Raw genomic sequence first — 14028 nt, 5'->3', positions numbered from 1 at the left:
CCCACACCACCGGGCTTTAGCCCGGTGGTGATCTCGATACGGGAAACTGGCCTTATTCAGGCATCCGTCACCTCCAGTTCATGATAAAATGCGTCCTTGTGTCAGAACGCGGAACACGGTTTCCAGGCGTTCAGACATCTTCGAATCTACCGAATCAACATGGGATTGTGAGCTTGCAAAATCAGGAATTTATTGCCGGCCTTAAAGCAAAATTCGCCGATCATCGCATCGTTTTCTGGCACGATCCCGATAAGCGTTTCCTCGAAGAGCTGGGTAATCTCGAACTGGAGAACGTCACGCTGCTCGACATGTCCGACCAGTCGCAGCTGGCGGTTAAAAAGCGCATTGAAATTGATGAGCCTGAACAGCAGTTTTTGCTATGGTTCCCCCACGATGTTCCTCCCAAAGAGTTCGACTGGCTGCTGGATATTCGTCTTTATAGTACGGAGTTCCATGCCGATTTCGCCGCCATCACGCTGAATATGTTAGGCATTCCGCAGCTTGGCCTACGCGAGCATATTCAACGCCGGAAGGCATTTTTCAGCACTAAACGTCTTGCTGCCTTAAAAGGCCTGGTCACTGAGCAGGAAAACGAAGCTTCTCTTGATAAGAAGATGGTTGCGGTCATCGCTGGCGTAAAAACCGCAAAAACGGAAGAGATTCTGTTCAGCCTGATTACCCAATACGTTCATCAGCAAAAAGATGACGACAGCGACCTGGAAAACACGCTGGCAATGCTGAAACGCCACGACCTGGAAGGCGTTCTGTGGGACACTCTGAATCAGGAAATGGGCTACCAGGCCGAACAGCCTTCTCTGGAGAACCTGATCCTCAAGCTGTTCTGTACCGATCTTTCCGCGCAGGCTGATCCGCAGAAACGCGAATGGCTGGAAAAAAACGTGCTGACCACGCCGTCAGGCAAAGCATCCGCGCTGGCCTTTATGGTCACCTGGCGTGCCGACCGTCGCTACAAAGAAGCCTATGATTACTGCGCACAACAGATGCAAGATGCGCTGCGACCAGAAGACCAGTATCGTCTCAGCTCGCCATATGATCTGCACGAGTGCGAAACCACACTGAGCATTGAACAGACCATTATTCATGCGCTGGTGACGCAGCTTCTGGAAGAGAGCACCACGCTTGACCGTGAAGCCTTCAAGAAGCTTCTGTCTGTACGCCAGAGCAAATACTGGTGCCAGACGCGTCAGGAATACTACGCTATTTATGATGCACTTCGTCAGGCTGAGCGGCTGCTGAATCTGCGCAATCGTCATATTGATGGTTTCCACTATCAGGACAGCGCAACGTTCTGGAAAGCGTACTGCGAAGAGCTGTTCCGCTTTGACCAAGCCTACCGCCTGTTTAACGAATACGCGCTGTTGGTTCACAGCAAAGGCGCAATGATCCTGAAAAGCCTGGATGACTATATCGAAGCGCTGTATTCCAACTGGTACCTGGCAGAATTAAGCCGGAGCTGGAATAAGGTTCTGGAAGCCGAAAACCGTATGCAGGAGTGGCGTATCGCGGGCGTTCCACGGCAGCAGAACTTCTACAATGAGGTGGTTAAGCCACAGTTTAACAATCCACAAATCAAGCGTGTGTTCGTGATTATCTCCGATGCGCTGCGTTATGAAGTGGCAGAAGAGCTGGGCAACCAGATCAATACCGAGAAGCGCTTTACTGCCGAACTGCGTTCCCAATTAGGCGTGTTACCCAGCTATACCCAGCTGGGAATGGCGGCATTGCTGCCACATGACGAGATGTGCTACCAACCGGGTAATGGCGATATCGTTTATGCAGACGGGCTGTCTACCTCAGGTACGCCTAATCGCGATTCCATTCTGAAGAAATATAAAGGGATGGCAGTAAAATCGGACGTTCTGCTGAAATGGAAAAATCAGGAAGGACGGGATCTTATTCGCGATTACGAAGTCGTCTATATCTGGCATAACACCATTGATGCCATGGGTGACAGCGCATCTACGGAAGAGAAGACCTTCGAAGCGTGCCGCAACGCGGTGGTTGAACTGAAGGATTTAGTGACCCGTGTAATAAACCGTCTTCATGGTACACGCATTATCGTCACGGCGGACCATGGTTTCCTGTTCCAGCAGCAGCCCCTTTCCGAGCAGGATAAAACCACGCTGCAGATCAAGCCAGACAATACGATTAAAAACCATAAACGCTTTATTATCGGTCATCAGCTCCCTGCCGATGATTTTTGCTGGAAAGGAAAAGTGACGGATACCGCAGGCGTCAGCGATAGCAGCGAGTTCCTGATTCCGAAAGGGATCCAGCGTTTCCATTTCTCAGGTGGAGCGCGGTTTGTCCACGGTGGTGCCATGCTTCAGGAAGTCTGTGTTCCCGTATTGCAGGTGAAAGCGCTGCAGAAAACCGCTGCAGAAAAGCAACCTCAGCGTCGTCCGGTAGACATCGTGAACTACCATCCGCTGATCAAACTCGTCAATAACATTGATAAAGTCAGCCTGCTGCAAACCCATCCGGTAGGTGAGTTATACGAACCGCGTACCCTGAATATCTTCATCGTCGACAACGCCAATAATGTGGTATCCGGTAAAGAGCGAATCTGCTTTGACAGCGATAACAACACAATGGAAAAACGCGTGCGTGACGTTACGCTGAAGCTGATTGGCGCGAATTTCAATCGCCGTAATGAGTACTGGCTGATACTGGAAGATGCACAAACAGAAACGGGTTACCAGAAGTACCCTGTGATTATCGATCTGGCATTTCAGGATGATTTCTTTTAAGTGAGGCGATATGCAAACCCATCATGACTTACCCGTTCCAGCCGTCTCCGAAGGGGAACTCGTCGCAGAAGGTTACGATCTGGACGCCTTACTGAATCAGCATTTTCGCGGTCGGGTAGTGCGTAAAGATCTGACCAAGCAGCTCAAGGAAGGGGCTAACGTCCCGGTCTATGTGCTGGAGTATCTGCTCGGTATGTACTGCGCTTCCGACGATGACCAGATCGTCGAGCAAGGGTTGCAGAACGTTAAGCGCATTCTGGCTGATAACTACGTCCGCCCTGATGAAGCGGAGAAGGTGAAATCGCTCATTCGTGAGCGGGGATCCTACAAGATCATTGATAAAGTATCGGTAAAGCTCAATCAGAAGAAAGACGTTTACGAAGCCCAGCTCTCCAACCTCGGCATTAAAGATGCATTGGTTCCACCGCAGATGGTCAAGGACAACGAGAAGCTGTTGACCGGTGGCATCTGGTGCATGATCACCGTGAACTACTTCTTTGAGGAAGGACAGAAGACGTCCCCTTTCTCTCTGATGACGCTTAAACCTATCCAGATGCCCAATATGGACATGGAAGAGGTATTTACCGCACGTACGCACTTCAACCGCGACCAGTGGATTGATGTCCTGCTACGTTCCGTGGGTATGGAACCGGCCAACATTGAGCAGCGAACTAAATGGCACCTGATCACCCGCATGATCCCTTTCGTGGAAAATAACTATAACGTCTGCGAACTGGGCCCACGCGGTACCGGTAAAAGCCACGTCTATAAAGAGTGTTCGCCAAACTCACTGCTAGTTTCCGGCGGACAAACCACGGTAGCAAACCTGTTTTACAACATGGCCAGCCGCCAGATTGGCCTGGTCGGTATGTGGGATGTGGTCGCGTTTGATGAAGTGGCAGGGATCACTTTCAAAGACAAAGACGGCGTGCAAATCATGAAGGATTACATGGCGTCTGGCTCGTTTTCACGCGGCAGAGATTCGATTGAAGGCAAAGCGTCGATGGTGTTCGTCGGCAACATCAATCAGAGCGTTGAGACGTTAGTCAAAACCAGCCATCTGTTAGCCCCCTTCCCTGCCGCGATGATCGACACGGCGTTTTTCGACCGCTTCCATGCCTATATACCCGGCTGGGAAATCCCGAAAATGCGCCCGGAATTCTTTACCAACCGCTACGGCCTTATCACAGATTATCTCGCCGAATACATGCGGGAAATGCGCAAACGCAGCTTCTCCGATGCGATTGATAAGTTCTATAAGCTGGGTAATAACCTCAACCAGCGAGATGTTATCGCGGTAAGGCGCACGGTTTCTGGTCTATTGAAACTTCTTCATCCCAATGGTTCTTACAGTAAAGAAGATGTCCGTGTTTGCCTGACCTACGCCATGGAAGCCCGTCGTCGAGTCAAAGAACAGCTTAAAAAGCTGGGCGGTCTGGAGTTCTTCGATGTGAATTTCAGCTACATCGATAACGAGACGCTGGAAGAATTCTTCGTCAGCGTGCCAGAACAGGGCGGCAGCGAATTAATTCCTGCTGGCATGCCAAAGCCAGGCGTAGTGCATTTAGTGACGCAAGCGGAAAGTGGCATGACGGGTCTGTACCGCTTCGAAACTCAGATGACCGCAGGCAATGGTAAGCATAGCGTTTCCGGTCTGGGATCAAGCACCTCGGCAAAGGAAGCTATCCGGGTTGGATTTGACTATTTCAAAGGCAACCTCAGCCGCGTTAGCGCAACAGCAAAATTTTCTGAACATGAGTACCACCTGCACGTAGTCGAATTGCATAATACTGGACCAAGTACCGCGACCAGTCTGGCGGCACTTATTGCCCTTTGTTCCGTTTTACTGGCGAAACCCGTTCAGGAACAAATAGTCGTCTTAGGTAGCATGACGCTCGGTGGAGTAATCAACCCTGTTCAGGATCTGGCGGCTAGCTTACAACTCGCCTTCGACAGCGGCGCGAAAAAGGTACTTCTGCCGATGTCTTCCGCAGTAGATATTCCGACTGTGCCAGCCGAGTTGTTTACCAAATTCCAGGTCAGTTTTTACTCTGAACCTGTAGATGCGGTTTATAAGGCATTAGGAGTAAACTGAATATACCGCGGAGTGGTTCACACGCTCCGCGGTGAAATGAATGCTGGATATATTCGAAGTTTTATTTTTCAGAATTAACCGCTAACACCATTGGGGCTCCTTACCTGCAAAGCTGAAGACGACTCTCTTTATTACAAATCAAGAAATCCTATATTTCTTGACTCTGCTTTTGCAGAATGCAATTTGATATCTGTAAGAGCAAAAATAAATACGTTCGTATGCGTATGCGTATGCGTATGCGTATGCGTAAGCATACAACTATTCTTGATTCTGCATATAAATTCGGTTCTGAACTCACAAGCAGCTTGATATAAACTTATCTTAGAAACAGCATAAAGCCCGGCACTTATCAAACCCCAGAAACAAAAAAAGCCACCCTTAGGTGACTTGATTGCATTCTATTGGTGCCGAAGGCCGGACTCGAACCGGCACATCTTTCGATGGTTGATTTTGAATCAACTGCGTCTACCGATTTCGCCACTTCGGCACTGAAGAGGATGCGGAAAACGTTGGGGATTATACCGTTACGGCCACCATGCGCAACACTATTCATCCGGGATGTGCATTAAGCGGCGAAAAAAACAGCGTAGCGTAGCATGGCCCGCGCGGTCAGACGTCGGCCGGCGAGATGGTCTGCTCGCTGAACAGCACTGTCCCGTCCCATCAACGCTAAATCATACTGAAACCGCTCCCGTCACATTCCCCTTGCTCACACATCTGAGTAATTCTTCTCCGACATTCTCCATACGAGAAAGTCGCACCAGCCCTGCTCCCGGACCCCGTTCTCAATCCCCGGTCAACACCCAAAACAAAAGAGCCAACCTCACAGTTGACCCCTTCTGCATGCTCAGCATTGGGCATCAGCGATGCCCGTTAGCACTCATTGTTGACAGGATGAGCACCTCAATGCGAATGGTCGTAATCACGCTGTTTCAGCTTATTCTCAACCTTGTCTTTCGCTTCGCTGGCTTTCTCACTCACCTTCTCAGTCAGGCCGGCTTTGTGATCGCGCTCGGTGGCTACGCCTGGCGACTGCGTGCCTACACCTGCTGCGGTAGCGGGTTTCACCCCTGCCGTTCCGGTTGGTGACAGTTCGTTATCCAGTCCAGCCCGCGCATGGTCGATGTCCACTTCCTGACGACGTACTGTGTCATTAATGGTCTCGGTACGTTCACTGCCGTCAGTACGCACCACCACTTCTTCTTTCACATGGGTCGTTTTGTTAATCACCGGCTGCTCGTGGGTTTCAGCCACTTCGACGGTTTTCTCTGACCAGTCCACTTCACCTGCCAGCGCCGGTTCATTCACCGAACGACGGAAGATGTCAGCGTGCTGCTCGTGCAGCGAGATATCTTCAGAGACCTGATCCGTCACGGTGTAGCGGCGGACCCGGGTTGAACCTTCACTCACCAGACGCTTACCGACTTCAATCTGTTCTTCGGCCAGACGCAGAATGTCTTCTTCGCTCTCATCACCGGTCAGTGAGGTGCGTCGTGGCTCAGCCTGTTGATCGCTAACCAAACGATCGTTGGTCTCTCCGGCAAACTGCTTACCGGCAGTCGGATTAATACCTGCTGCAGGTGCGCCGTTATCAACGGTGCTTTGCATCCGCGATGGCACATCCACCGAGTCATGCGAGTGCAGAATGGTCATGGCACGCGCCAGCTTCTCTTCTTCGGTACGCAGCGTCAGTACCACGCCGCCTTTATCCATCGCTCTGGTGTAGACATCCGCCTGCTCTTTATCGACGGTGTGGCCAAACAGGCGCTGCCAGATACTCGGGTGCTTAATTGACTGGCCTTCCTGCTGCAAACGTTCTCCACTGATAAGACTGATGTCCCGATCAGAAAAGCCTGCTTTCACGAGATTTCTTTTCGCGGCCTCTGCCTGAATCGCAGAATCGAACAGTGTTACGATTTTTTCTTGTGCCATGATAGATTCCTCTCTTGTTAGCTGTTTATTACCGATCGTCGTCTCTCTCTACTTTCACCTGCTGCTCACGTCGGGTAACCACATCCTGAAAAGGAACGCTCTCCTGCACTTTTCGGATGTGAATCTCCTCTTTAAGCACCAGTCTTCTGACTACTTCAATCTCTTCTTCTACTACTACCGGGACAATCAGTACACCGTTCTCTTCCCTGATTTCGGGCATCGTCTCGACGCGTTGTGCTTTCGCTACATGCTCAACCTCAACCTTCTCCCGGTTAAGCAGTGTACTGATCACCTCGTCATGCTCGGTTGTGGAACGGGTTACGCGGACATGTCCATCGACAACGGTTTGCTTTGTCAGCGCTATCTGCTCTTCAGCGAGCTTCAGCGTTACCTCAGCATCATTATTGTGTTCTGGCTGCCCCGCCATATATTCTCTCCCGTTAACTCAAGAATTTTAAATAATCGCCACAACTGCCTGACACAGTGATTAAGCATGAACACTCTCACGGATTTCGCAAGGCGGAATAAAACATTGATTGCAGTAAAAGTGCTAATAATGGCGTGCCGATCGGGTTATTTAACCGCCTTCCCTGCCAGTCTATGACATCAGATAAAAGATGAAAATAACCATAAAAACAGGATGTTGCCTGCAATCAGCCTTCACCAAAAACAATAACCCAGCAAAAGCATTCAGCGTAAATATAAATATTTAAGCCCAGCGGTAAAATTTACGTTAACCAGGAATAATCCGGCGAAAGATAACAGCAATATAAATAGATATTAAAAAATATTACAGAGCGTGAAATCATATTATCCAAGCCAGCAAAACTGGCAGATAAATAACCCATTCCTGTGCGAAACTTCTATTTACCCAGCAATTACAGAATATTCCCAAAGGCCTTATTAATGGATAAATTCAGGAACTTTCTCCTCGCCAGCGGCTCTTAGCAAGGCTGAAGAAGCCATACAATTACAGACAGAGGTTGAGATGAAACAAGCACAACGCAGTGCGTGGGGATGGGGATTAGCGGCACTTCTGGTGGCGGGCAGTGCATCAGCCGCCAGCTGGCAGGATCAACTGAGCAGTGCAGCATCGCAGCTCAGCCAGCAGAACAACGGTAACACCTCCGGCACCACCCAGCAGAATGGCGGTCTGTCACTCTCTTCCCTGACCGGGTTGCTGAACGGTGGCGACAAAGCGGTCAGCGCTAACAGCATGACCAACGCGGCGGGCGTGATGCAGTATTGCGTCGAGCACAACGTGGTGAAAAACAATGTGCAGTCGGTTAAAGATCAGGTGCTGAGCAAACTCGGTCTGAACACCACCACCGCGCAGGAACAGAAGACTGACTACACCCAGGGTGTGGCGGGTCTGCTGAATACCGGCAACGGCCAGCAGCTCAATCTGCAGAGCCTGAGCAGCTCGCCGATGGGCGAGAAGCTGAAAACCAAAGCCTGTGACGTGGTCTTAAAACAGGGCAAAAACTTTATCTCCTGATAAAGCCGCAGCGCCGCTGTCTCCCCGCTTGAATCGACAAAGTGGGGAGCATTAGCCGGTCCACTCCTCTCTGCGCTTCACGCTGTGAACCCCGACACTCCCTTATCCGCACGTTGAGCGCTATAGTGTTGTTTTGATTTCTACAGGACAGCACGCATGAAAGGCATCAACATCGCACTTTACTTCGACCCCGATCGGATTCAGGCCTGCGTTCACGACCAGGACGACAGCTATTTCACCAAAAAATTCGAGTATGACGATGGCGTGATTGAAGAGATCTACCAGTGGCTGGATCAGTACGAGCCAAACCGCACTCATATCTGTCTGATTGAAAATGAAACCGCCGAGCTGCTGGCCGATGAGCTGGTCGACAGCGGCTTCCGCGTCCACCAGATCACCATGCACCAGCTGCTGAGCTGGTTTGCCGCCGAGCCACCGGCCACGCCAGACGGCACCCCGATGCGCGCCATGCTGCGCTTCCTCGAAGATGAACATCCGCGTGAATATGAGTCACGCACGCCGCAAACCGAAGCGCTGATGGAGATGTTTGACGAGCTGGATGCGCTGGAGATGATCGACGATGCGGATGATGAAGATTCGCTGCCGTCTGATCTGCTGCGCGCGATGAAGAAACACAAAATCACCGCCAGCGCCGCCGCCCAGCGCCTGCTGCCGGACGTCAACGAACGTATCCGCGAACATCTGATGCAGTACCCGGAACTGATGACGCCGGAAATTTTGCAGGATTTCTTCCCGGAATTAATCGAAGCGCTGGAGCGCCCGAAACACTAATCACTCACGGATGGCTTTAACATGCTGGAGTTAATCAAAGCGGTCAGTCTGGGGCTGGTGGTGCTGTTGCCGCTCGCCAATCCGCTCACCACCGTGGCGCTGTTTCTTGGCCTGGCGGGTGAGATGAACTTTGAGGAGCGCAACCGCCAGTCCAGACAGGCCTCAATCTACGTCTTCGCCATCATGATGGTGGCGTGGTATGCCGGCAACGCGGTGCTGGATACCTTCGGCATCTCGATCCCTGGCCTGCGGATTGCCGGCGGGTTAATCGTGGCGTTTATTGGTTTTCGGATGCTGTTCCCGGTGAAACCGGCCGGTCAGTCGGTGGAAGCAAAGCAGAAGCAGGATGAGCTGGATCACGCCAAAGAGCCGGTCAATATCGCTTTTGTGCCGCTGGCTATGCCGAGCACCGCCGGACCGGGCACCATTGCGATGATCATCTCTTCCGCCTCGACGGTGAGAAGCGGCATCGATTTTCCGGTCTGGGTGGTGAATACCGCGCCGGTGCTGACCTTTCTGCTGGTGAGCCTGATTTTATGGGTTTCGCTGCGCAGTTCCGGGGCGATCATGAGAATCGTCGGCAAAAGCGGCATTGAGGCGATCTCGCGGTTGATGGGATTTTTGCTGGTCTGCATGGGCGTGCAGTTCGTGATTAATGGCGTGCTGGAAGTGGTACGCACTTTCCACTGAACAACAATAAAGGGTGCCCGTTGCGGGGCACCCTTTTCATTTTCACTTCAGCGTTTTCACTTCAGCGTTTTTACTTCAGCGTTTTCCGCACTTCAGCGACCTGATCTTTGCTCACTGCTGGCGCATTGTTGCTCCAGCCCTGACGGATAAAGGTTGCCAGCTGCGCCACCTCATCATCACTCAGACGCTGACCAAAGCCTGGCATCGCCAGTTTCGACGGCGCTTTCGCGGTCGAAGGCTGCTGCGCACCGGCCAGGATGGTGTGGATCAATCCGGTTGGATCTTTAGCATTCACGATCGTCGCCTGATCCAGCTCCGGGAAGATCCCTGCTGCGCCCTTGCCGGTAACAAAGTGGCAGGCGCCACAGTTGTCCAGATAGAGACGCTCGCCTTCGCTCAGGTTCTTCGCCGCGGTCAGCTTCGCTTCTGTTGCCTGCTGGGCCTTAACGTCGTAGGCCTGCAGCGGCGGGTTGCCGCCGAGGAATTTCAGGTAGGCGGCAATCGCTTTCAGATCGGCGTCGGTCATGTGCGAACTGCTGTGCTCAACCACCGAAGTCATCTCACCGCCGACCGCGGCTTTATCGTTGCGGCCGGTCTGCAGGTAATCCACCACTTCCTGCTCGCTCCAGCGCGGCAGACCGCGCAGTGACGGCACATCCCAGTTATTCAGGCTACCGCCCGCCAGGAATTTGTCGTCGCCGCTATCCAGCGCTTTCTCGTTCATGCCCAGACCGCGCGGCGTATGACAGCTGCCGCAGTGACCCAGACTTTCGACGATGTAAGCGCCGCGATTGATCTCGGCAGAAGCGCCACCAATCGGCTGGAACGGTTTATCTGAGGTGAACGTCCAGTTCCAGAAGCGCATGCCCCAGCGCTGGCTGAACGGGAAGCTCAGTTTGGTTTCCGGCGACTGTTCCGCGCTCGGCTGGACGCCTTTCATAAAGTAGACATACAGCGCGTGCATATCGGCATCGCTGATTTTGGCGTAATCCGGGTATGGCATTGCCGGATAGAGCCGCGATCCGTCCGGTAATACCCCTTTACGCACCGCATCAGAGAACTGCTGTTCGCTGTAGTTGCCGATACCGTGGCTTTTATCCGGCGTGATGTTGGTGGAGAAGATGGTGCCAAGATTGGACTCAATCGCCAGCCCGCCCGAATAATCCGGTTTGCCAGGTAACGAGTGGCACGCCATGCAATCGCCCAGCCGGGAGAGATATTCACCCTGCTTGATCAGTTGCGCCTCATCTTCAGCCTGCGCTGGCAGGGCAAAACCGCTGGCCAACAGCACTGCGTTGGCGAATAAAAAGGATGTCAGTTTCAGCTTTTTCATGCGCTTATGCCTGTACCAGTGGGCCGGGATTTTTCAGATACTGATCTTTGATCGCCTGTGCCGCCATCAGCGTAATGGCGCCGATGGTATCGGTCGGGTTCGCCTGGAAGTTCTGCGGGAAGGCGTTGCCGCCCGGCACAAACACGTTATGCACGTCCCAGCTCTGCAGATACTTGTTCAGCGCCGAGGTTTTCGGGTTATCGCCCATTACCGCACCGCCCACGTTGTGGGTAGAGACATATTTGGTCAGGTCAAAGTCCGCGCCCATCGGCAGGAAGCTCATGCTCATGCTGTCCGGATTCAGCTCTTTGGCGATGTTGCCGACGATGCCTTTCAGGTGCTGCTGCAGCTTCAACTCATTCTCTTTCCAGTTGAAGGTCATGCGCAGCAGCGGCAGGCCACGGTGATCGTTGTAGTTCGGATCGAGATCCAGATAGATATCGCGGTAAGACTGGCAGGTGGTGGTGATGCTGATCTTCATCGAATGACCGTACCACTCTTCCAGCCCCTCTTTGTAACCCAGGCCCCAGGTTGGCGTGCCTTTTGGCAGCGCGGTGCTGATCGGGGTGCCGGTCGCCTGTGAGCTGTGGATCTTCGCGCCACCAAGGAAGCCGAGCGAAGGACCATCAAAGTTGCCTGGCGAGATATCGTTAAACATCTGGCCGGTCGCGCCTGCGGTGGCGTACGGGTTGAAGTTTTTATCTTTGAAGAACAGGGTCGCGCCGCCGTTCGACAGGAAGGCGTAGTTACGCCCTACCACACCTTCTTCGGTGATTGGGTTGTACGGTTTGCCGATGCCGGACAGCAGCATCAGGCGCACGTTGTAGAGCTGGAAGCTGCTCAGCACCACAATTTTGGCTGGCTGGAAGCACTCGTTGCCCTGTGCATCGATGTAGATCACCCCTTTGGCGGTTTTCTTATCATCGTTCAGCACTACCTTGATCACTTCCGCGTTCACTTCGTAAGAGAAGTTCGGCATACGCTTCAGCGAATCCATTACCGCGGTTTGTGGCGAGGCTTTGGAGTAGTTGAGGCACGGATATTTACTGCAGTAGCCGCAGTAGTTGCACGGCGCGATCTGGTTGCCGTACGGGTTTTTCCACGCGCGTGACACGCAGGCTGACGGGTTCGGGAACGGATGGTAACCGAGCTTTTTCGCCGCTTCTTTAAACATCACGTTGTTCAGCGTGTCATCCAGCGCCGGCAGCGGATAAGGCTCCGAACGCGGACCTTCAAACGGATCGCCGCCTTCGAGGATCTGGCCGCGCAGGTTGCCGGTGTTGCCCGACTGGCCGCAAATCAGTTCGAATTTATAGTAGTAAGGCTCGATCTCTTCCCAGCTGAACGGGAAGTCCATCACCCGCATATCATCCTGCAGAATGCCCGGCTTGTAAGCCTCATCGACATAGGTCTTCAGTTTGATATCGGTCGGTGTCGGACGGATCAGCACTGCCGTCCAGTGCAGGCCGGAACCGCCAACGCCGGTGCCGGGTGCAAACGCGCCCCATTTACGGGTTGGCAGCGCCGTCTGGCTGCTGTTGTAGCGGACGGTAACCGCCACTTCTGCCGGGGTGGCGAACACTTTGTTGCGCACCGCGTAGGCGTATTCATCCGCCGGTTTTGGATAGGCGAACTCGTCGTAATCACGATCGCCGCCGCGCTCCAGTGCGCGCACTTCAAGTCCTGCCAGTGCCAGTTCGATGCTCATCAGCGAGCCGGCCCAGCCGAGGCCGCAGACGACGACGTCGACTTCTTTTTTAGTAACCTGTGCCATGATAATCCTGTTTCAAAACCCTTATTCGGAATGCGTCTTACGCGCGCTCGCCTTTAACACTGACCGGACCCAGCGGATACGGAACGTTGTGCTGTTTCACCCATTCGGTGAAGCTGGCACGCGCGCCCGGGAAGCCGATAGCGATCCAGGCTTTCATGCCTTTATTGCCGCCGTACATCGGGTCCGCGAGGTAGCCGTGCTTGGTATCGGAAAGCAGCTGGCTGAAGAACTGAGACGCCTTCAGATTGGGTTCGCCCAGTGCCGCAAAGTCGATGCCGTTTTTATTTACCTGAGTCAGCACCGCATCTTTCTCTTCCAGCGTCAGCGCATGGAACGCTTTCTGGTGAGTGCTCTGCGACCACTGATTAATCAGCCGGATACTGGTCTGATACATCTGTTGCGGACGGAACGGGATCTGATAGCCCATGGTGGCGGGCGCCTGGGTGTTGAACGGGCCCTGCAGGTAGATTTCGCTGCCAAACTCTTCGCTGTGCAGCTGCTGATCGATAAAGATCGGCACGTTGGTTTCCAGCGCGCCTGGCGCTTTACCTTTGCCGCCCGCCGGAATCAAACGATCGGTGGCCGCAAGGATAAACTGCCATTCATCGGCAGAGAAAAAGATCGGTTTATAGTCAGCTAATTCCGGGGCGGCCATCTCTGCGGCCTGCGCAGCAGTAATACCTTTAAAGACCAGCTCACTTAATGGCAGCGCCAGTAATGAGCCCAGCAAAAATTTACGCCTGGTGGTGGGTTTTTGTAACAGCATATCCGCACGACTCTCATCTGCTAAATACCCGACTGATACGCTATGCAACAGAAAGGCTGGCAGCGCGAGCGGCTGGCAGGTCACCAGTCACTTCAGAGAATTAACGCGCACAGCACAGACGCCTGCAGAACCTACGAGTTGGGTATAATAATTTTTATGTGAATAACGGAACATATCGGTTAATAACCTGGCAATCTTAGGGATATAAATGTGTCTGAATGTAAAAATTGAATTTAAAATGTGTTTTAGTGAAAATTTATCATGGTGTTGCGTTTAGGTTACAGGCAGGTAAAAGTTTTAGATCGAGGAAATTTATACTAAAACCACACAATTGTCGGGTAATCGCGGGTTTTTACCGCGTAACGACCGGCTATTAT

The 14028-nt window shown here is 52.7% G+C and carries 10 protein-coding genes and 1 tRNA gene; 5 read left to right on the top strand and 6 right to left on the bottom strand.

The genetic code is table 11. The features are described 5' to 3' along the window. The first annotated feature begins 173 nt into the window (after window positions 1–173). On the top strand, window positions 174–2771 hold the full coding sequence (gene pglZ / locus AC6I8D_RS02395) for a BREX-1 system phosphatase PglZ type A (RefSeq protein WP_497819593.1): 2598 nt from the start codon (window positions 174–176) through the stop codon (window positions 2769–2771). 10 nt (window positions 2772–2781) lie between these two features. Continuing rightward, a complete protein-coding gene (brxL, locus tag AC6I8D_RS02390; RefSeq protein ID WP_497819592.1) occupies window positions 2782–4866 on the top strand; it encodes a protease Lon-related BREX system protein BrxL in 2085 nt (694 codons plus the stop codon). A 402-nt stretch (window positions 4867–5268) separates the two neighbouring features. On the opposite strand, the gene AC6I8D_RS02385 is transcribed toward brxL, so the two are convergent. The 3 genes from AC6I8D_RS02385 to AC6I8D_RS02375 form a co-directional block, all read right to left on the bottom strand. Then, a tRNA-Leu gene (locus tag AC6I8D_RS02385) sits at window positions 5269–5353 on the bottom strand. Window positions 5354–5769: 416 nt separating this feature from the next. Further along, a complete protein-coding gene (locus tag AC6I8D_RS02380; protein WP_497819591.1) occupies window positions 5770–6798 on the bottom strand; it encodes a YsnF/AvaK domain-containing protein in 1029 nt (342 codons plus the stop codon). A gap of 28 nt (window positions 6799–6826) precedes the next feature. Continuing rightward, on the bottom strand, window positions 6827–7225 hold the full coding sequence (locus tag AC6I8D_RS02375) for a DUF2382 domain-containing protein (RefSeq protein ID WP_497819590.1): 399 nt from the start codon (window positions 7223–7225) through the stop codon (window positions 6827–6829). 561 nt (window positions 7226–7786) lie between these two features. On the opposite strand from AC6I8D_RS02375, the gene AC6I8D_RS02370 reads away from it, so the two are divergent. The 3 genes from AC6I8D_RS02370 (at window position 7787) to AC6I8D_RS02360 (ending at window position 9778) form a co-directional block, all read left to right on the top strand. After that, window positions 7787–8296: a YjjA family protein gene (locus AC6I8D_RS02370; protein WP_497819589.1), complete on the top strand. Its 510-nt coding sequence runs from the start codon at window positions 7787–7789 to the stop codon at window positions 8294–8296. 156 nt (window positions 8297–8452) lie between these two features. Next, entirely contained in the window at window positions 8453–9088 is a 636-nt protein-coding gene (locus AC6I8D_RS02365; RefSeq protein ID WP_312055239.1) for a hypothetical protein, read from the top strand. A 21-nt stretch (window positions 9089–9109) separates the two neighbouring features. After that, on the top strand, window positions 9110–9778 hold the full coding sequence (locus tag AC6I8D_RS02360) for a MarC family NAAT transporter (protein WP_312055240.1): 669 nt from the start codon (window positions 9110–9112) through the stop codon (window positions 9776–9778). 70 nt (window positions 9779–9848) lie between these two features. On the opposite strand, the gene AC6I8D_RS02355 is transcribed toward AC6I8D_RS02360, so the two are convergent. Genes AC6I8D_RS02355 through AC6I8D_RS02345 form a run of 3 tightly spaced genes read right to left on the bottom strand, consistent with a single transcriptional unit; the run spans window position 9849 to window position 13651 of the window. Next, a complete protein-coding gene (locus AC6I8D_RS02355; protein ID WP_497819588.1) occupies window positions 9849–11111 on the bottom strand; it encodes a c-type cytochrome in 1263 nt (420 codons plus the stop codon). A 4-nt stretch (window positions 11112–11115) separates the two neighbouring features. Then, window positions 11116–12885: a GMC family oxidoreductase gene (locus tag AC6I8D_RS02350; RefSeq protein WP_031375811.1), complete on the bottom strand. Its 1770-nt coding sequence runs from the start codon at window positions 12883–12885 to the stop codon at window positions 11116–11118. Window positions 12886–12922: 37 nt separating this feature from the next. Continuing rightward, window positions 12923–13651 carry a gluconate 2-dehydrogenase subunit 3 family protein gene (locus tag AC6I8D_RS02345; protein WP_031375812.1) on the bottom strand — a complete coding sequence of 243 codons (729 nt, stop codon included), beginning with the start codon at window positions 13649–13651 and terminating at the stop codon, window positions 12923–12925. Window positions 13652–14028 lie beyond the last annotated feature (377 nt).

Source organism: Pantoea sp. X-Soil-MYKO-1785 (assembly GCF_059730675.1).
The sequence above is the reverse complement of the archived record's forward strand: the minus strand, read 5'-3'. Positions and strand labels throughout refer to the sequence as shown.